Origin of the sequence: Flammeovirga pectinis, from assembly GCF_003970675.1 — a bacterium.
Lineage (GTDB): Bacteria > Bacteroidota > Bacteroidia > Cytophagales > Flammeovirgaceae > Flammeovirga > Flammeovirga pectinis.
This window is the reverse complement of the sequence record NZ_CP034562.1, coordinates 4605707-4626529: the sequence shown is the minus strand read 5'-3', so window position 1 is coordinate 4626529 and position 20823 is coordinate 4605707. Positions and strand designations below refer to the sequence as shown.

Genomic DNA, 20823 nt, shown 5'->3' with positions numbered 1-20823 from the left:
AAAGTGTATGTCTAGGTAGTAAATCTAAGCATTGCTATGTGATAATAAAATTAATTAGAAGAAAAGATATGCTAAGAAAATTGCTGCGATAACTCCTGCAAAATCAGCAAATAAACCACAAGTGATTGCATACCTAGTTTTTCTTACATTGACAGAGCCAAAGTATACTGCAATAATATAGAAAGTTGTGTCTGTAGCACCTTGCATCATAGAAGAAAGTTTACCTGCAAAAGAGTCAACACCTTCCGAATTCATAATATCTAACATAATTCCTCTAGCACCACTACCACTTAATGGCTTCATAAAAGCTACAGGGAGAGCATCTACAAACTCAGCATTAATACCAAAACCAGTAGTAATTACCCATTTTAAACCATCCATAATATAATCTAAAGCTCCAGATGATCTAAACATTCCAATAGCAACTAAAATGGCCACTAGATAAGGAATAATAGTAACTGCAGTTTTAAAACCTTCTTTTGCTCCTTCAATAAAAGCATCGTAGGCATTTATTTTTTTATAGGCTGCTAAACCTACAAATGAAGTGATAATGAAAAGTAGAATAAAGTTACCTGCAATAGAAGATACAGTATTGGCTTGCTCGCTTGATAAATTATAAAATAGTGTAATAGTACCAGCTATAAGAGCAACTAAACCTCCTATATAAGCTAAAATTACTTTGTCGAATAAATTTATTTTTTGATAAATTGAAACGATCAATAGACCAGCTAAAGAAGATATACTCGTGGTTAATAATATTGGTATAAAGACATCTGTTGGTGTAGCAGCTCCCAATTGTGACCTATACATCATAACTGTAATTGGTATTAAAGTTAACCCTGATGTGTTCAATACTAAGAACATAATCATAGGGTTAGAAGCTGTATCTTTTTTAGGGTTAATTTCTTGAAGTTCTTTCATAGCTTTTAATCCTAAAGGAGTAGCTGCATTATCTAAACCAAGCATATTTGCAGAGAAATTCATCATCATAGATGAAATTGCTGGATGATCTTTGGGTACATCAGGAAAAATTCTTGAAAAGAATGGACCAACAAGTTTTGCCATTATATTTACAGCGCCACCTTTTTCTCCAACACCCATTAGTCCCATCCATAAGGCAAGAGTACCTGTTAGGCCGATTGATATATCAAAAGCTGTTTTGGACATACTGAAAGTACTTTCAATAATAGCAGCAAATGTAGAAGCATCACCTAGAAACACCCATTTGCAGAGTGCTACAACAAAAGCTCCAAGTATAAAAAATATCCAAATGTAATTTAATGCCATGAAATAGGTCTATGAAGTGTATATTTTAAACAAATATAGCTAGGATGAGCGAAGTAAAGTATTGAAATAAAAAAAAGCCTCTTTATTTACGTGAAATAAAGAGACTTTTTTTAAGTGATCAAGATTTACCTTAAGATATTTCTTGTTGCCTAGTTAACGTAGTACCAATAAGAATTCCTGTAACAGGAAGAACCACGCCAATTAAAGCATAATATCTTAACGCCATACTCGAAATTTCAATTGTCTCCGTATCGACTGATAAGCCAAGATATGGAGATACGTAATAAATAAATGCGGCTCCAAAACCGACAGCTCCAAAAGCAAAACCTAAGACAAGAGATAATTTGACCATTTTAGCCAAAGAATTAATTACTCTTTCCAAAAGTGGAAGTTTTGAACTGTGTTGGAATAACGAAAGTAAAGAAGGAATTAATATTCCTACTACTGCAATTAATGTTAGTGTTCTCATAACTCTATTCTTTTATATTAAGCTGGTAGTAAATTCGGGTTATTCTAAAAATTGTAGACGATAATTAAAAAGTAGTCGAAAAACCCGATTAAAAAGTATTAAATCTAGATTGTAGTATTTATTTCTTAATTTAATCAAAAAACTAATGAATTGTTTAAATTTTTATTAAAAAAATAAGAATAGTACAATATTTGAATTTAATATCTTAGATAAATTCAATTTAAGTGTAATTGTAACGTTAATGTTTAAATAATATTCGATATTTTTAAGTTAAATATGCTAAGAAGACTATTGTACACATTATTAATTTTTTGCTTTCCAGTTATAGCTTTTGCCCAATCAGAACAGGAACAAAAAGGTATTAAACAAATCTTTGATGGAGATGTAATAGGTTCTATTGAAACTTTTAGAGCTTCTTTAGAAGAAAATCCTAAATCAGCTTTATCTCAATTTGCTCTTGCACATCAATTGTTTGAAAAAGTAGATCAACAGCGTAAAAATGAAATGGTTATTATTCGATTTAAGAATATGGAACCTTATTTCAATGATTTGCGAGAAGCATATAAATGGTCTCTCCTTGCTTCTGAAAGCTATGATAAACTCTCGGAAGAAGAGAAAAAAGTAATTCGTCAATCTTTATCTGTTGCAAGCGACGAAGTAACGGGTTTTCTAAGTGCAAGGATTCAGCAACAAGCCTTTACCTATCTAAATCAAGCTCCTTATAGAAGGCCAACTAACCAGTTGTACAGAACAGAAGTTTATAATAGAATAATGGAAGGTGATACATTAATGGCCCTTCGAGAAATCTTTATTGAACAATGTGGTGACTATTTAATTGATTACCCTAAATCACCTTACAATACAAAAGTAAATGAAATTAGAAAAGGTGTACTAAAAGAGTATCTGAGTAATACTACTTTAAGGCAATATGGAAATAGATCTGGGCATATGTATGAAAGGTTCTGTAAAGAAATTATAGACCTTTATTCATCTGAAGAATTGAAAAATATTGTTCCATTATTCTATGGAAAAGAATATGGCTTTACTAGTCATAATATGTATAAGGCAGATGGTTATAAACGTTTAAAGAAGTTCTCTGAAAGTGAGAGCATGAGTATTATTGAGGCTCTGTGTCAGTTAAATATTCATGATAGAGGTTGTGGTGATGCTGATGTAGCCTATTACGACAGGTTTATTAAAAGTATGGCTCCTATGGATATTGCTTTTATTGCTGTTCAGAAAGTATCTAATCGAGCATTTCTAGATTTTGATCTAGATGAAGTAACAAGGATTTATAAATCATATGCTCCTTTATTTCCAGATAAAGAGAAAAACTTTAATCATATTTTAGAAGCTTTATCAGAAGCAGAAGCGGCTAGATCACTCATAAATATAGGTCCTAGTATAAATTCTATCACTAGAGATTATCAACCTGTTATATCATTAGACGAACAATACCTTTATTTTGCTAGAAAAACAGCTAAATCCGGTGAAGATGTGTATCTCTCTAAAAAGAACCCTTATGGTGAGTGGGGACAAGCAGAAGAGGTTGTAGAAGTTAATACAGAATCACATGAAGTACCCGTAGGTATTAGTGGTGACGGACAAACGTTATTTTTATATGGAAATTACAGTAAGATAAGACGATTTTCTTATGTTCGAGCAACAGAAACAAGATTAGGTAAAGGAGATTTTTACTATGCTAAAAAAATGAAGGATGGTAACTGGTCGGCTGTAAATGTTTTCACTTACCCTATAAATACTCCTTATTACGAAGCAGGTTTAAGTATGAGTTTAGATGGAGATGTGGCTTTTTTTACTTCTGATAGACCAGGAGCTATAGGCGAGTACAACCCAAACTACCCAGATGATGGTTTATATTTTCATGGTGCAGGGGAGTTTAATACGGACCTTTATGTATGCGAAAAAAATGAAAATGGAACATGGAAAGAACCTATAAATTTAGGTGATGTTATCAATACTCCTTTTGCTGAGAAAAATCCATACTTACATCCAGATAAAGAGACATTATATTTTTGTTCAGATGGACATGCAGGTTTTGGAGGTTATGATATCTTTATGTCTAAAAGACTAAACCCAAATTCATGGACGGAATGGAGTGAGCCTGTTAATTTAGGTGTTTCTATTAATGGTGTTGAAGATGACGCCTTTTACCTAACATCTATGGGTAAGAAAGCATTAGTAGTGTCATCAGAAGGGAATAAAAACTATGGGCGTGATGATATTTATGAAATAGATATCCCAAAGAAGTATAGGCCTCTACCGTTAACTTTTGCACATGGTAAAGTAATAGACCCAAGTGGTGAAGGTTTATCTAAAGTGAGAATAAGAATTCAAACTGTTGATGGAAAAGATATTGAAACAAAAACAACATCAGAAACAGGAGATTTTCAAGTAGCATTACCACCTGATGAAGATTATATTGTTTATGTAGATGATGAAGATTTTATTGGTAGCAGTATAAAAATTGATGACGGGTCAGACCCTGATCATAATATTCAATTAACCCCAATGGAAACAGTTAGTCTTACAGATGATGCTGAAGATGCTAGTTTTATAATGACAAGTTTAAATTTTGATTCAAGTTCTTCAGAAATTAGAGAAGAATCTGAATTTGATTTAAATAGATTAGCTGCAGCACTTTTAAGAAATGATTTATGGATTCTTATTATCGAAGGACATACTGATAATATTAATACAAAAGAGTACAATATTCAACTATCTAAAGATAGAGCAGCGGCAGTTAAAGACTATTTGGTTTTAAAGGGTGTAGACAAAACAAGATTAGATGCCTACGGGTTTGGTGAAGAAAGACCTTTAGATTCAAATAAAACAAATCATGGCCGTCAAGAAAACAGAAGAGTTGTATTTACAATTTTACAATAAAAAAAAGACACTCAAGGTGTCTTCTTAATAGGTGTAAATAGTAGCAAATTTCATAGTAAAAAGTAGCTATGAGTAATAGCGTAATAGGTTGAACAAACAATTTGTAAGTATTTATTAATTAAACACTTACGACAGTATGTAAAGTAAATAAGTAGTAATAAAAATTCTTTTCTTTATGTTGATAACACTGTAAATTTAAACTTATTTAGTTAAAAAAAGCAAATAAAACCTTAATTTTTAATAACATTCATTTACAATTTAAACTCAAGTGATTGATTATTAAATAATTAAATATGTATTTTTTTATTGATCAGAAATACTACTTTATAAATTTTTATCTATTTCTACATTAATTTATTGATTTTAGTGAAGTAAGTATAATTTTTGAAGTGGAAGCAATTAGTTATATATTAGTATAGAGTTTTAGAACTATATTACTATACTACTAATTAGAGTAACTTGAGTATTAGTTAGCTCAAAACATTGAATTTTAATCATGCAGACTATTATATATTCTCTTTCAATATTCATTATTTTTTCACTAAATATCTTTGATGCCAATATATTGGAAGAAGATAGACCTACATTTACAATTATAAAGCAAGGAGTACCCAAGGCCTGTCCTTTAGGAGGTTTACACTTAATAGAAGGTATTGTTAGGTCTGCAAATTCAAGTGAGTATGTAGATGTGTATATCTACCTACAGAATTATGATGGTACTTGGTCTAAACAAATGTTTAAGAGAAAGGGCGGAGGTGTTGTCAAATTAGATGTTTCATCATGTAATTTTACAGGTAATTACTACGCAATGGCAGATTACTCTTACAATAATGCGAAGAGAATGCCTAGTATTACTCAAGTACAAGAAAAACACGAGAGTTTGGGTAACAACCCGAAATTTAGAGTAACAGAAAAATTTCCATTTAAAGAATGTGAAGGAGATATTACAGGAACTTACTTTAAACAAGCAGAAGTATTTACGCCTAAAGGAGAGAAAGTTGAAGTAACAATGTATTTACAAAAATCTGATGGCTCGTGGCGTAAAAAGCACTTTAGAAAGGTAGGTTCTGGATTTGTTCCTTTAGAAATTAAGGGGTGTGATTTGAACGGGATTTATAAATCTAGAATCGTATTTGCAAATTAAAGCAATTAGGTTTGAAACTATTTATATGGTTTTTGAGTATTTAATTAAAGATTTATCTTCATATAAGAATAGAATCTTTGGTTATTACTATTGACATATTCAAAAATTCATGTATTTTCGCGAGAAATCAAATAGTCTCTAAAAAATAAACTATTCAATAATCCAGAATAGCTGCAACGATTAGAGTGTGATTTATTATAAAATATAGATAAATAAACAAATATAAATATGTACTGGACATTAGAACTAGCATCTTATTTAGAAGATGCGCCTTGGCCTGCAACAAAAGATGAGCTAATTGATTACTCTGATCGTACAGGTGCTCCTGTTGAAGTAATTGAAAACCTTCAAGAATTAGAAGACGACGGCGAACCTTACGAAAGTATCGAAGAGATATGGCCTGATTATCCTACTAAGGATGATTTCTTCTTTAACGAAGACGAATATTAATTCTAAAAATAGTGAAATAAAAAAGTGCATTATTCGATTCAGAATAATGCACTTTTTTATTTTTAATAAATATTATGTGTTACAATTACTACTTTCTTAAGCTAGTAAAGTAGCCCCTATTTTTAAATCTTCTGGAGTAGTAATTTTAATGTTTTCGTTGTTGCCTTCGAATAAATGCATTTTAAAACCTGCAAATTCTGCAACACTAGCATCGTCTGTAAAAGAAGTATTGTATGCATTTTCAAAGGCAGGGAAAAGTACATCAGATCTAAAAGTTTGAGGAGTTTGTACTAATACAAATTCATCTCTATTTTTAGCTGTGTTTCCTTCTGCTGTAATTTCTCTAATAGATTCTTTCACCGCAACTGTAGGAATTGCAGAGCCATGCTCTAGTGCTTCTTTAAAACTACGTTGAATAACACTTGTAGCAACTAATGGACGTACACCATCATGTATGGCGATAAGACATTCTTGGTTTGGAATGTATTGTATTGCATTATCTACAGATTGGAAGCGAGTGTCCCCCCTGTAATCACTTGATGTGGTGTTGAAAAGTTATATTCTTTAACTAATGATTTCCAAGTACCAATTTGATCTTTTGGTAACGCTAAAATAATTTGATTATCACTTTCAGCAGTAAAAAATTTATTAATCGTATGCATTAAGATAGGGAGACCATTAACTATCAAAAACTGTTTAGGTGTAGAACTCTGCATTCTGGTTCCTTTTCCACCTGCTACGATAATACTATATTTTTTCATTTTCTTTTTTCTTTGATTGATAGTACAAAAAAAGTTGTATTTCCTTTTGAATAAAAAGAAATCAATAAAGAATACATAACCTTAACGATGTGTTATAATTATTCTATCTTTCATTTTTTGTATATTAATAGAGGTAATTGATCTAAATATAAGAGAGTTTATATAAACCTATTTATATGAAAAGTATTTTGAAAGACTCTCTTTAAAAATTGATCAAGCATTTAAATATACTCCATTCTTTACTTTTTTATATAGTAGTAAAGAAGATTTTTCACCAAGGCTATGACCTCTATTTTCTAACGCATGAACCCAAGAAAATTTAAAGTATATTTTGTAGAAGATAATCCTACAGAAATGATGTTAATGAAGCTAGCTTTACAACAAGTACAAAATGTTGAAGCTAAGTTTTTTAAAGATGGAAACTCTTTAATTCATCAGTTTAAAGAAGACCCTTCTGATATTGTTGTAACAGATTTAATCTTACCTGATATTCATGGTAAGGAAATAATAAAAATTCTGAAAGAACAGAATACACAAACAAAATTAATTGTAATGTCGGCTCAAGAAGATGTACAGATGATTGCAGACTTACAAGATATCGGGATTTTTAATTATATCGTTAAAAGTGATGCCTGTCTAAAGTACCTACAAAAGACATTGCAGGTAGCATGTTTTTTAATTGAAAAAGAATATAATTAGTCCCTCCAATCAAGTGAGTTCATCATGTGTAACATATCTTCTTTTACAAACTCTATAATAGGTGCTAAAGAGTCGTTCTGAGATGATGTTGGGAAATATAAGGCAGCTCTAAAAAAGTGTTTTGTAGAGTCTGTTACAAAGAATTGAAATTGACTAGGTACGTCTCCTTCAATCTCATACATTACTGCAGAATATCCATTTTTAGTTCTAGCTGCGTATTCATCTATTGCAGTAGCTTTTACATTATGTTTAAATGTAAGTGTGTTAGATGTATTAATATAGCCAACTAAAGAATTAAAGTTTGGTAATTCTTTATAAGAAATATCTACAATAGCATTGTATTGAGGGTAGCGTACTTCTACCCAATACGGTTCAGACATAAAAGATTCGTCAGGAATTATTTCCGCATTTTGAGCAACTTCAAAAATATAAGGATAATCCTTAAATTCTTTAGTAGCAAATTTATCTGTGTTGTATAAATGCTGTGGAAATTCTAATCTATGGAAACCTCTAGGTTTAGGTAAGTAGGCTTCTTCCTCTTGATTACCACAATTTGTAAATGAAAAAATAATACAGTTAAGTATTGAAAGATAAAAAAGTGTTTTCATTAATATCTATTTTTATTAATCCTGATCTTGTTTTTCAAATTCTTCTCTGAGCTTTTTAATATGCCCTTCGTCATTAAACTTAACATGAACAGTTTTAATTCTTTTCTTATCAACAGCTTTTATAGTAAACTGAATATCTTCGAAATCAATAACCTTACCCGAAGAAGGCATTTCTTGAAGTAACTCTAAAATTAACCCTCCTAAAGAATCACTTTCTCCTTTTACCTTATCAAAATAATCTGCAGGAAGTAAGCTGATACGTTCAAAATCTATTAAAGAAGTTTTACCATCTAAGTTAAAGCTAGCATCTTTACTCCAATAATCTTGTACTAAATCACCGTCAAATTCGTCATTAATTTCTCCAACTATCTCCTCAATAATATCTTCTAAAGTAACCAAGCCAGTAGTACCTCCATATTCATCAACAATAATTGCCATATGGACTCTCTTTTCTTGGAAATCCCTTAAAAGTTCATCAATTTTTTTAGATTCTGGAACATAGTAAATATCTTTTCTAATAATTCTTTGCCATTCAAAATGTTCTTTTTTATCTAGGTATGGCAGTAAATCTTTTATATATAAAAGACCAACTAAAGAATCGATAGTATCTATATAAACAGGTAATCTAGAATAGGTAGATTTATTAATATGGTCCATGAGTTCATGGAAATCAATGGTTTTATCTAAAGCATTCATGTCTGTTCTCGAAACCATTATCTGTTTTACAGTTTTGGATCCAAAACGAACAATACCTTTAAGCATTTCTTTGGCTTTATCATCAGATTGGTCTGTAGCCAAAGATACTGCTTGATCTATTTCGTTAACTGATACTTCTAGGTTATAATTTTTATTGGCAAGTGCTTTTTCCATTGTATTCCCCATACTAGTTAGCAATAAGGCAAATGGTTTGAATATTTTTATGCTTACACTCCAAAAAGTGATCATTTTTTTAGCAAAAACTAAGCTATTTTTAGTGGCATAAATTTTAGGTACAATCTCTCCAATAAATACAACTAAGGCAGTAACAACAAAAGTAAGCGTAACGAAAATTTCGAAGCTATTTCTTGCTATACCTAGTTGATCTGCAATTTGCCAAGCAATAAATGTAGAAATCATTACGATAGCAACATTTACAAAATTATTGCAGATAAGTATTGTTGCTAGTAAAATTTGTGGGGTCTGTAGCAATTTAAATACCTTTTTCCCTACAGGGTCATCCCCTTCTCTGCATTCTTTTATTTGATCTGCAGTTAAAGAGAAAAAAGCAACTTCAGAGCCAGAAATAAGGCCTGATACGATAAGTAATAACACCACTATAAACGCTGCTCCTAAAGGAATATCGTTTAGTGCAAACATTAATAGTGGTATTATAGGGTGTGATAAATCACCTTCCATGGATTCTTTTTAAATTCTAAATTTTGTTAGAATGGTAGATCATCTTTACCTTCAGCACCGCTTAAATCTGGAGTTGCTTGTGGTGTAGCAGCAGCAGGAGTTGGTGTTGAAGTAGGTTGAGCAGCAGGAGCATTTGCAGCAGTTGGAGGAACGTATCCACCATTATTAGATTGCCCATCTTGACGGGAGTCTAACATTTGCATATCTCTTGCAACAATATCTGTAATGTAACGAGTTACACCATCTTTTTCATAAGATCTGTACTGAAGTTTTCCTTCAATATAAACCTTACTTCCTTTTTTTAAATATTTTTCAGCAATTGTAGCTAGACCTCTCCACATAACAATGTTATGCCATTCTGTTTGAGTTTGTCTATTTCCATCTCTGTCAGTGTAAGAATCAGATGTAGCAATAGAAAATGTTGCAACACTAGCACCTCCTTCAAGGTGTCTTACTTCAGGATCTTGTCCTAAGTTTCCTACTAAGATGACTTTATTTACTCCAGCCATTTTTTGTTTTTAATGTTCTGTTAATTAATAAAATGTGAATCATTAAGTCAATGATAATCATAGAAGATTTTCTTCCGTGATTCCAAAATACTTAATAAATGTATGTTGTCAAATAATTCTCGACAATGATCGGCTTTCCAATCAATTTTATTTCTTCGATATCATACCATTTATAATCAAATAGATTTTTAGGTAATGCTATTTTAGAGCGCAATTTTACGTGAAAAAAGTCAATAAATAACCGTTGATGTGATAACAAATGCTTAAAGGTTTCACTCTTCTTATAAATTATACCATCCTCTAAAATAAGTCCTGTTTCTTGTTCTATATTTTGAATAGAAAAAGGGTGTTCTTCTTTGGAAGCTACTAAAGGAAAGTCATTTAAGCCAGTCCAAATATCACCACTAGGGCGTTTTTTTAATATGAACTGATTATCAGCTTCAATGACAATATAATGAAAATACCTGTTGGTAACTTTTACTTTTTTTAGCTTTACTGGTAAAACACCAATTTGATTTGTTTCTCTAGCTAAGCACTCTTGTACAAAAGGACAAGTTTCGCAATTCGGTTTTTTTGGAGAGCATTGAATTGCTCCAAACTCCATTATTGCTTGATTAAAAGTATCTGGCTCTTTTACTGAAATTAAATCATTTGCAACCTCAGAAAATATTTTTTGTCCTTTTCCAGAAGCAATATCATCATGTATATCAAATACTCTTGATAAAACTCTATACACATTACCATCAACAGTAGCCACTTTTTCACCAAAAGCAAAAGAAGCAATAGCTGCGGCTGTATATTTACCTACTCCTTTTAGAGAAAGTAAATCAGTGTAATTATTAGGAAACTTACCACCCCAATTATTGATAACTTCATTTGCGGCAATATGCATATTTCTAGCTCTAGAATAATATCCTAAACCTTGCCATAAATGTAAAATCTTATCAATATCAGCAGAAGCAAAATCTTTTACTGTAGGAAAATTTTCAACAAACTTCTCGTAATAAGGAAGCCCTTGTGCTACTCTAGTTTGCTGAAGAATAATTTCTGATAACCAAATCTTGTAAGGATCTTTTGTGTGCCTCCAAGGGAGGTCTCTTTTATTCTGATGATACCAATGTATAAGTTGCTCTGCAAATTCCATAATTACTTAACTGCGTGTTTTTCGCGGTTCATCTTTTGTAACATTTTAGTAAATGCAATTTTGAGCACATATTTAAGCGGCAAAATAATAATTAATGAAACCACTACCCAAGCGGCTCCACCTTGTAACATTAAAATACCAATTTCTTTTAACCCATTAAGTAATCCCTGATCAATACTTGCTTGTAACTGATCCATAGTAATGCCATCCGCGTTGTTTCCAAACCAAGATGCTCCCAATTTTATGTAAGGAACAATTACTAAGATTTGTAATGGATAAACAATATAATTAGCAACTTGAATAGCTAATTGATTGAGTTTAAAAATAAATGCTGCAAGAATACATAACCATGTACAAAATCCTAATAAAGGAGATGAACCAATTAATAATCCTATAGCAAAACTCCAAGCTAATTTATTTGGAGTAAGTCCTTCTCTAAGAAGGTTACGAATAGGAACAATAACACGGTGTGTGAATGTATGTTTTACCGAAAGTCTTATTTTATTTAAAAGCGCCATGAAAGGACCTGATTTACAAAGTTTGAGAAAGCACTTGGTTCAATTGCTATTGCATATAAAATACCAAAGAGAGCACCGTAAAGATGTGCTGAATGATTAATATTACTATCTAGATTTTTTGTTTGGTATTGTGTGTAAATTAAATAAATACCACCCCAAATAAAACCAGGAAAACAAAGTATTCCATACAAACAAATATCATTAACGGGAGAGTAAATAATACTAGCAAAAATAATAGAAGCAACACCTCCAGAAGCTCCTAAAGATCGGTAATTAATATTATTACGTTGTTTTATATACGTTGGAATATCTGCAACAATTGCACCTATTATAAATAAACTAAAATAGGCAACAGAAGCTAATATTGGATCTTTTAAGATATATAAAAACCACATTTCTATATTTCTACCAAAGAAATAGAGTGTAAACATATTAAACAAAAGATGCATCCAACTACCATGTACAAAAGCAGAAGTAATAAAACGATACCACTCATTTTTCTTCTGAACCATATAAGGTTGCATCATCAATTTATCTAGAATATTAGGGTTTTGCCACGCATAGTAGCTAATTCCTACATTTAATGCTATTAGTATGATTGTGAGGTTCATATGTCTTTTTTAGTAAATTTCAATACAAATGTTTTGCAAGATACTGCATTCTAACTGCTCTTACAGTACAAATTTCGCAATATATATTACTTATTTGAATTTGATAACCCTTTGATGCATAATTTAAGTGGTAGAATTCAATAAGTTATATTATCTTTGTGCCGTTTAAGGGGAACGAGTTTCCTCATTTGTTTAACTGTGTCATAAAGGATGCGTTCCTTTCCAACACACAAATTGCATATAAAATGGCAGTAAAAATCCGTTTGGCACGTCGTGGCCGTAAGAGAAGACCTATTTACAACGTAGTAGTAGCTGATTCGAGATCACCTCGTGATGGTCGTTTCATTGAGAAGTTAGGTACTTATAACCCTAATACTAATCCTGCAACTATCGATATCGATCCTGATACTGCTGCAAAGTGGTTATTAGATGGTGCTCAACCAACTGATACGGCTCGTATGGTTCTTTCTAAAGCTGGTGCTATGTACAAAAAACACTTACAAGTAGGTGTTCGTAAAGGTGCTAAAACTCAAGAAGAAGCAGACAAATTATTTGATGCTTGGATGTCAGAAAGATCTTCTGCATACGCTGCTGAGTTAGATGCTAAGAAAGCTGCTGCTGAAGCTGCTGTACAAGCTGAATTAGAAGCTGGTATTGCTGCTCGTAAGGCTGTAGTAGAAGCTGAGAAAAAAGCTGCTGCTGAAGTACTTGCTGCTGCCGCTGCTGCTCAAGCTGCAAAAGAAGAAGCTGAGGCTGTAGTAGAAGCAACATCTGAAGAAGGTGAAGCTGAAGCTCCTGCTGAAGAAACAAAAGAAGATTCTGCTGAGTAATTCCAGCAAAAATCTGAAGTCGAAGGTGGATACCGCTGTATTTACCCCGTAAACTAGGTTTATTGTAAGCCTCAAATCGAAAATATATGGTCCTACCCCTCCCAAGGGTAGGACTTTTTTATTGCCTACCTTTTTAAGATATCATTTATTAGTAATGTTATATTGAATAATATTAACACTACTTAATTGCCATAACAAAGTGCATGATTGTTATATAGTTGATGATAAACGTATCTTTATATTAAAGAATCATAATTTATTATCTACTGATTAACATTATCACGTATAACTCTCATAACACACCAAACATTATACAATCAAAGATATGGAAAGGCATATAGTAGGTGTCGTACTAGCTTCAATTTTTATTACAATGACTCTCGCTTTTGGAAAATATGGAGAAGATAGCTTTGTCTTTCATGTAGAAAGCAAAGAGCATTTAGAAGAAGTTTTGTCGACTACAGATTCATTAGAAACGAATGATAAAATAAAATTTCACAAGGCAGAAGTAATTGTCTGTGGAGATGCATTAAATAACATTATGGATGATATAGATACCATGGAAAGAATTGCATCTATTGATCCTGATAGAGTTCAATTATCTATTTGTCAATCATCTATTGATGAGCATAATATTAATATAGCAGATTTTCCTCAAGAGGTAAATATAATTTCTAATGGCCTAGTAAGGTTTTTAGAGTTACAAGAATCTGGTTATAAAGGTATAGATATGGAATAAAAGATAACTGAAAAGTTGTAATTTGATTACTAGATGTATCTAGAAAATGAAAATATATTATATCAAATAAGCCAATTGTATTTAAAATGCAATTGGCTTATTTTTTAGGGTTAAAAATAATTCCTTAAATGTTATTTTGAATGATGGAATCTAGTTCATTTAGTTTAGCATGAGCATTAATAATCCGTCTATGTTTATCGATAATAATATACCTACTAATAGTTTTTATTCTGTAGTCATTAAAAAAAGAATTTAATGACGTTCTAGGAATATTATAATGATGGTTCCCCTCTTCTACATATTTTGATTTTTTCCATTTCTCAAAATCATTATCAATTGAAACTTTAAGAAAGGAAATATTTTTATTAGAATATTTTTGCTCAAGTTCATTAATACCCTCAAAGGCTTTTAAGCAAGGAGGACACCAAGTAGCCCAAACATCTAAAATGAGTATTTGCTCTTTATAAGTAAATAAAGAAACAGAATCACCTTTGGAATTAAAGGCTATAATATCTTTTGCTTGTTCACCCTTTTTAAGCTTGACATAATCTTGATAATCATTTTTGAATTCTTCTATATAAGGGGAACTAGGAAATTTTTGCTGATAGTTTAAAATAGTTTGATCAATTAAAGTAATATCACTTGTGGATTGTAATAAAACTTTGATGGCTATTGATTGGATTACTTCTAGTATATTTGAAGGGATATTTACATTATCAATAGTATTTTCAAAAGGGTTTGTTTTTACTTCTCTTTCTCTAAAGTCTAGAAATGTATACATTAATCCAGTTGATAATGATTCATAAGGTCCACTGCCTGTATCTAAATATTTATTTTGATTAAAGATTTCTTTTAATAGTATTTCTTCCTCTTGGTTAGTAAAGTTATTTTCTTTGTTGATATAATCTCGAACTAAAATGGCATTGAACTTAGAGAGTAATTGATAGGTTTTAACTTCAAGGTCAAATAGCTCTTTTTCATTATTATTGAGTTCATGTACTGAAATATTTTTAATAAGTTGATCGATACTATCTCGATACTGATAATATTGATTGATAGGTAAATTTGTTTCAAAAAAATAGTCACTCTTATCGATCTGTCTTAATTTATAAAGAGCTGTATTAAATCTTTTGTAATCACCTTTAAAATTTATTCCTGTATTATCATGCTCTATTTCAATTTGTGAATAAGGAGAACTGTAAACAGAGAGAAATTGATCATCAATTTCAATAGTGATATATTGAGGCTCTTTGATATCAATATGATAAATTCCTTGAGAGGAAGATAGTAAAGTATCTGAATTAATAATATTCTCCTTAAGAGATTTGACTGTTACATGTTGAGCGTCAGTTTTGATTTTGATAGTAGTTTTCTGTTGAGTTTGACAGCTCAATAATGTACTTAAGAAAGTAAATAAAATAATGATCGATTTTCTCATTGATAAAATGATTAAATAGTGTTTATAGTCTTATAGACAAGCTTTATAATTATTCCGTTGTAAAGTAAAAAACTCCCTTACAGCGATAACTGTAAGGGAGTTTTATTTTTTGAAACCTATATAATTATCAATGCAGAGTTATAACGCTTTAAAGAAGTCGTTACCTTTATCATCAACAATAATAAAGGCAGGGAAATTTTCGATCGTAATTTTACGAACAGCCTCCATACCTAAATCTTCAAAGTCTACTAACTCAACAGATTTGATATTTTCTTTTGCTAAAATTGCAGCAGGCCCACCAATAGAACCTAAGTAAAATCCGCCATTTTCCTTACAAGAATCTGTTACTTGTTGCGAACGATTACCTTTTGCAAGCATAATCATAGAACCTCTTTGTTGTTGGAATAAACCTACATAAGAGTCCATTCTACCAGCAGTTGTTGGTCCAAAAGATCCTGAAGGCATTCCTTCTGGAGTTTTAGCTGGACCAGCATAATAGATTGGGTGATTTTTGAAATACTCAGGCATTGCCTCACCATTATCTAACATCTCTTTGATACGTGCATGAGCAATATCACGAGCAACAATCAATGTACCTTTTAAGTTTAAGCGAGTTTTGATTGGGTATTTAGATAGTTCCGCAAGAACTTCATCCATAGGACGGTCAATATCGATGTCGATAGGATTATCTATTTGAGATTCTTCTGTAGGAAGTAATCTTGCAGGATCTCTTTCTAAGTCTTCTAACCAAATACCATCAGCATTAATTTTACCCTTAATATTACGGTCAGCAGAACAAGAAACACCAATACCAACTGGGCAAGATGCTGCATGACGAGGTAAACGAATTACTTTTACATCGTGAGTAAAATATTTACCACCAAATTGAGCTCCAATTAAACTCTCTTGACAGATTTTTTGGATCTTTTCTTCCCATTCAACATCACGGAAAGCCTGTCCACCCATATTACCTTCTGTAGGTAAATGATCATAATAACCAGCAGAAGCTTTCTTAACTGTAGCCATATTTACTTCAGCAGAAGTACCTCCTACTACAAATGCCAAGTGGTAAGGAGGGCAAGCCGCAGTACCAATTGTCATTAATTTATCTTTAACAAAAGCAGTTAAGCTTTCTTCGTTTAATAACGCTTTAGTCTGTTGGTATAAGAATGTTTTGTTAGCAGAACCACCACCTTTAGCCATAAATAGGAACTCATATTCACTACCTTTTTCAGCATAAATATCAATTTGTGCAGGTAGGTTTGTACCTGTATTCTTCTCCTCTGTCATTGTTAAAGGAACAACTTGAGAGTAACGAAGATTTCTGCTTTGGTAAGTATCGTATATACCTTTTGATAAGTGCTCGGCATCATTAGAAAAAGTAAGTACGTTTTCACCTTTCTTACCCATTACAATTGCAGTACCAGTATCTTGGCAACTTGGCAATTGTCCTTCTGCTGCAACTACAGCATTTTCTAATAATGTACGTGCAACAAAACGATCGTTGTCTGAAGCTTCTGGATCTTCTAAAATTTTAGCAACACTTTCTAAGTGTGCAGTTCTTAAATAGAAGGATACATCAGCCATTGCTTCTTTAGAAAGCAATTCTAATCCTTTAGGGTCAACCTTAATAAATGTTTTACCTTCTACTTCTATAGTAGAAACAAAATCTTTTGTTAGTAATCTGTACTTCGTAGAGTCTTTCTGTATTGGGAAAGGCTTCTGATAAAAAAAGTCGCTCATTTGTATCTGTCTAATTAAATATCTGTGTCGAATATGCTGATAATGGTTAAAAATTATCAGATAGACAAAAATACACACCGATAATGATTACATCAGTGAGATTAGTCATACTTGGTAAATAGATTTTAATGATTCTAATAAATTTTTGTATTCAAAACATCGAATACGTCTCAAAAATGAATATTTCGTAAAAAAATAAACGTTGATTCAACATTTTTTAATAATAATGTTATGCTTGCATAATAATTTTATTATATTTGGATAATGAATGTTATGCAAGCATACATTTTTAAGTGAAGAAATACTTTTGTAATACATACTTCAAAGGTAGATCTCTTGATAAAGCATCCAATAATCAACACATAAATAAGCTCATTAGAGTTAATGTTCATCCAATAACAACACATAACAATACAGATATAGAATTATGAATACTGTAACCAATAAGAAGGCAATCAAAGGTGGAGAATTTTTAATCCGCGAAACAGAAGCAAATGACATTTTCACTCCAGAAGAATTTTCGGAGGAGCAAGTAATGATGGCACAAGCCACTAAAGATTTTATTGATCAAGAAATTACGCCTAAGGCAAAAGAAATTGATGGTCATAACTGGGAATTGGTAGAAAATATTTTTGATAAGGCAGGTGAACTTGGCTTATTAGGTATTTCTGTTCCAGAAGAATTAGGTGGTTTAGGAATGAGCTTCAATACATCTATGTTGATTGCTGATGTATTTGGAGAAGCAGGTTCGTTCTCTACAACTTATGGTGCACATACAGGTATTGGTACATTACCAATTTTGTATTATGGTACACAAGAGCAAAAAGATAAGTATTTACCAAAATTAGCTACTGGTGAGTGGGCTGCAGCTTACGCACTAACAGAGCCAGATGCTGGCTCTGATGCAAACTCTGGTAAAACAAAAGCAGTTCTTTCAGAAGATGGTAAGCACTATCTTATTACAGGACAAAAAATGTGGATATCAAATGCTGGGTTTGCTGAACTATTTATTGTTTTTGCAAAAATTGGTGATGATAAAAACTACTCTTCATTTATTGTAGAAAAGTCGTTTGGCGGAATTACAATGAACGAAGAAGAAGAGAAATTAGGAATTAAAGGATCTTCTACTCGTCAGGTATTCTTTAACGATTGTAAGGTTCCTGTAGAGAACATGTTATCTGAAAGAGGTAATGGTTTTAAAATCGCAGTAAACATTCTAAATATCGGACGTGCTAAATTAGGTGCAGGTGTTTTAGGGGGATGTCGTGCAGTAATCAACCATTCAATCAGATATTCTAAAGAAAGAAAGCAGTTTAAACAACCGATCTCAAACTTTGGAGCTATCAAGCAAAAACTTGCTCAAATGGCAACAAAAACATACGTAATTGAGTCGATGTGTTATAGAGCTGGTCAAAATATAGAAGACCATACAGACGAGCTTTTAGCAAGTGGTATGGACGATGCAAAAGCAAAATTAAAAGGAGTTGAACAATTCGCTATTGAATGTGCAATTCTTAAAGTCTTCGGTTCAGAAGTCTTAGATTTTGTAGTAGATGAAGGAGTTCAGGTTTATGGTGGTATGGGCTTTTCTGCTGATGCACCAATGGAAAGAGCATATAGAGATGCTCGTATTTCTAGAATCTATGAAGGTACAAATGAAATAAACAGAATGCTTCTAGTAGGCATGATGATTAAACGTGCCATGAAAGGAGAACTTGATATTGTTTCTCCAGCAATGGATGTAGCAAAAGAATTAACAAGTGTACCTTCTTTCGAAACGCTTGATACATCTGTATTATTCACTACAGAAAAAGATATTTTAAAGCGCTTGAAAAAAGCAGCATTGATGGTAGCAGGTAGATCTGTACAGGTTTTTGAAGCTAAAATCAATGATCAGCAAGAAATTTTAATGAACGTTGCTGATATGCTAATTCAAATTTATGCTGCTGAATCTGCAATTCTTCGTACAGAGAAGTTAGTAGAAGAAAAAGGTGAAGCTGCAGCTAAGCAACAAATCAACATCTCTAAGATATTTATTCGCGAAGCAGCAGAAGCTGTAGCAGTATCTGGAAGAGAAGCAATTGCAGGTATTGCCACTGGCGATGAGCAACGTGTAATGTTGATGGGCTTAAAACGTTTTACAAAGTATGAATTAGAAAATGTTCATGCATTAAGAAGAGAGTTAGCTGATGAATTAATAGAGAAAGAAGCATATCCTTTCTTTGTAGTTTAATCAGAAAATAATAAAAGAAATTTGCCAAGAACTTCTTCTTTTTAGAAGAAGGGAAAGGTGAAATAGGACGATTAAATACTTGGTTACATGAAAAAAAGCCAACCTGTTTCGGGTTGGCTTTTTTATGTTTAAAGAGGTGGTGGTAATTAAATTGTTATGATTTTACTTGTGTAAGTGTTTATATTCGTGACATCTAACTCAAATTGTACTTCATAGTTATTAGAAAATCTGATAAAATGGAGGATTAGATAATTATAAAACCAAAACTAACAATGAAAATAATAGACCTCTCTAAACCAATTAAATTCAATAAAAAAGACCCTTGGTTTATGCGTGTGAAAATTAAGCACAAACCGCATAAAAAGGCAAAATGGTTAATCAGGCTATTTGGTTTACCTTTTAAATTATTTCCGAAAGGATTTACGGGTTGGGCAGATGATACTATAGAAAAAATGGGCGTTCATTCTACAACCCATATTGATGCCCCTTGGCATTACTCTCCAACCGTTGCAGGCGAAAAAGCAAAAACCATAGATGAAGTTCCTCTAGACTGGTGTTATGGAGATGGGATTGTAATTGATATGGAACATAAAGTAGATTTTGATCCAATTACAGTTACAGACATTAAAGAGTTCCTTACTGCTCAAAATCTAGTTTTAAAAGCAGGAATGATTGTTCTGATTAAAACAGGAAGAGACAAGTTTAACGGTACAGAAAACTTCCATAAAATTGGAACAGGGATGAGTGCAGAAGCTACTCATTTCTTAATCGATAGTGGAATTAAAGTAATGGGTATAGATAGTTGGGGTTGGGATTTACCCTTACCTTATCTAGTTGAGCAAGCAAAGAAAACTGGTAACTCAGAATTATTTTGGGAGGCTCATTTGGTTGGTCAAGAGAAAGAATATTGCCATATGGAACAATTGGTAAACTTAAATGCATTGCCTTATTCAGGATTTAAGGTAGCTGTTTTTCCACTTAAAATTGTTGGAGCATCTGCAGCTCCAGCTCGTGTAGTAGCAATGATGGAAGAGTAAATCAATTACTTTTTAGATGAAAATAAATTAAAACCTCCACTTTATTATTCGTAATAAGGTGGAGGTTTTTCTTCTTTGAGGACACTTATGCATTGATATACGTCTAAAAAAATCAATTATTTAAATTTAGCATGTTCACTTTTTAAATTATTGATTTATAGAGTTCTAAGTATTTTATTGATATGTCTTGTTCATTGTTTTTTTATAGCTGTAGCATTGATGTAGCACTACCAGAGAGTTCATGTAGCATTAGAATAATTGCATTAACACTCGTTTAGCACTTAAAATTGTGTGAGATCTG

General features: G+C 31.9%; 18 protein-coding genes and 1 pseudogene. 8 read left to right on the top strand and 11 right to left on the bottom strand.

Translation table 11 applies throughout. The features are described from left to right. Nucleotides 1-54: 54 nt before the first annotated feature. Both EI427_RS18260 and EI427_RS18255 read right to left on the bottom strand, forming a co-directional pair. Entirely contained in the window at nt 55-1287 is a 1233-nt protein-coding gene (locus EI427_RS18260; protein WP_126617462.1) for a nucleoside recognition domain-containing protein, read from the bottom strand. A 130-nt stretch (nt 1288-1417) separates the two neighbouring features. After that, nucleotides 1418-1756, bottom strand: a complete 339-nt coding sequence (locus EI427_RS18255) for a hypothetical protein (protein ID WP_126617460.1) — start codon at nt 1754-1756, stop codon at nt 1418-1420. Nucleotides 1757-2032: 276 nt separating this feature from the next. On the opposite strand from EI427_RS18255, the gene EI427_RS18250 reads away from it, so the two are divergent. The 3 genes from EI427_RS18250 (at nt 2033) to EI427_RS18240 (ending at nt 6257) form a co-directional block, all read left to right on the top strand. Continuing rightward, complete coding sequence (locus EI427_RS18250; protein ID WP_126617458.1) at nt 2033-4663, top strand: OmpA family protein; 2631 nt, start codon at nt 2033-2035, stop codon at nt 4661-4663. Between the two features lie 496 nt (nt 4664-5159). Then, entirely contained in the window at nt 5160-5807 is a 648-nt protein-coding gene (locus EI427_RS18245; RefSeq protein WP_126617456.1) for a hypothetical protein, read from the top strand. Nucleotides 5808-6035: 228 nt separating this feature from the next. Then, nucleotides 6036-6257: a DUF2795 domain-containing protein gene (locus EI427_RS18240; protein ID WP_044211605.1), complete on the top strand. Its 222-nt coding sequence runs from the start codon at nt 6036-6038 to the stop codon at nt 6255-6257. 96 nt (nt 6258-6353) lie between these two features. Here EI427_RS18240 and EI427_RS18235 read toward each other — a convergent pair. After that, nucleotides 6354-6973, bottom strand: a pseudogene (locus EI427_RS18235) (2-C-methyl-D-erythritol 4-phosphate cytidylyltransferase). 348 nt (nt 6974-7321) lie between these two features. On the opposite strand from EI427_RS18235, the gene EI427_RS18230 reads away from it, so the two are divergent. Next, nucleotides 7322-7717, top strand: a complete 396-nt coding sequence (locus EI427_RS18230) for a response regulator (protein WP_126617454.1) — start codon at nt 7322-7324, stop codon at nt 7715-7717. Here the strand turns inward: EI427_RS18230 and gldD are convergent. The 6 genes from gldD to EI427_RS18200 form a co-directional block, all read right to left on the bottom strand. Then, complete coding sequence (gene gldD, locus EI427_RS18225; RefSeq protein WP_126617452.1) at nt 7714-8325, bottom strand: gliding motility lipoprotein GldD; 612 nt, start codon at nt 8323-8325, stop codon at nt 7714-7716. The two genes, EI427_RS18230 and gldD, sit on opposite strands and share 4 nt — an antisense overlap. Before the next feature lie 15 nt (nt 8326-8340). After that, nucleotides 8341-9720, bottom strand: a complete 1380-nt coding sequence (gldE, locus tag EI427_RS18220; RefSeq protein WP_126617450.1) for a gliding motility-associated protein GldE — start codon at nt 9718-9720, stop codon at nt 8341-8343. A 26-nt stretch (nt 9721-9746) separates the two neighbouring features. After that, nucleotides 9747-10229 (bottom strand): single-stranded DNA-binding protein, encoded by a 483-nt coding sequence (locus tag EI427_RS18215; protein ID WP_126617448.1) that lies wholly within the window; start codon nt 10227-10229, stop codon nt 9747-9749. 91 nt (nt 10230-10320) lie between these two features. Further along, nucleotides 10321-11373, bottom strand: coding sequence for an A/G-specific adenine glycosylase (mutY, locus tag EI427_RS18210; RefSeq protein WP_126617446.1), 1053 nt, complete (start codon nt 11371-11373; stop codon nt 10321-10323). Between the two features lie 2 nt (nt 11374-11375). Further along, nucleotides 11376-11891, bottom strand: coding sequence for a DUF2062 domain-containing protein (locus EI427_RS18205; protein WP_126617444.1), 516 nt, complete (start codon nt 11889-11891; stop codon nt 11376-11378). Continuing rightward, a complete protein-coding gene (locus tag EI427_RS18200; protein ID WP_126617442.1) occupies nt 11879-12502 on the bottom strand; it encodes a rhomboid family intramembrane serine protease in 624 nt (207 codons plus the stop codon). Before EI427_RS18200 ends, EI427_RS18205 begins: the two co-directional genes overlap by 13 nt. A 245-nt stretch (nt 12503-12747) precedes the next feature. Here EI427_RS18200 and EI427_RS18195 point away from each other — a divergent pair, with 245 nt between their 5' ends. Both EI427_RS18195 and EI427_RS18190 read left to right on the top strand, forming a co-directional pair. Next, nucleotides 12748-13332, top strand: a complete 585-nt coding sequence (locus tag EI427_RS18195; protein WP_126617440.1) for a 30S ribosomal protein S16 — start codon at nt 12748-12750, stop codon at nt 13330-13332. 325 nt (nt 13333-13657) lie between these two features. Continuing rightward, a complete protein-coding gene (locus EI427_RS18190) occupies nt 13658-14071 on the top strand; it encodes a DsrE family protein (RefSeq protein WP_126617438.1) in 414 nt (137 codons plus the stop codon). 124 nt (nt 14072-14195) lie between these two features. On the opposite strand, the gene EI427_RS18185 is transcribed toward EI427_RS18190, so the two are convergent. Continuing rightward, on the bottom strand, nt 14196-15509 hold the full coding sequence (locus EI427_RS18185) for a TlpA family protein disulfide reductase (protein WP_126617436.1): 1314 nt from the start codon (nt 15507-15509) through the stop codon (nt 14196-14198). A gap of 138 nt (nt 15510-15647) precedes the next feature. Beyond that, nucleotides 15648-17252, bottom strand: a complete 1605-nt coding sequence (locus EI427_RS18180) for a fumarate hydratase (protein WP_126617434.1) — start codon at nt 17250-17252, stop codon at nt 15648-15650. A 427-nt stretch (nt 17253-17679) separates the two neighbouring features. Between EI427_RS18180 and EI427_RS18175 the strand changes: the two genes are divergently transcribed. Further along, nucleotides 17680-19485 (top strand): acyl-CoA dehydrogenase family protein, encoded by a 1806-nt coding sequence (locus tag EI427_RS18175; protein WP_126617432.1) that lies wholly within the window; start codon nt 17680-17682, stop codon nt 19483-19485. A 272-nt stretch (nt 19486-19757) separates the two neighbouring features. Then, nucleotides 19758-20522, top strand: a complete 765-nt coding sequence (locus tag EI427_RS18170) for a cyclase family protein (protein ID WP_126617430.1) — start codon at nt 19758-19760, stop codon at nt 20520-20522. Nucleotides 20523-20823: the final 301 nt, after the last annotated feature.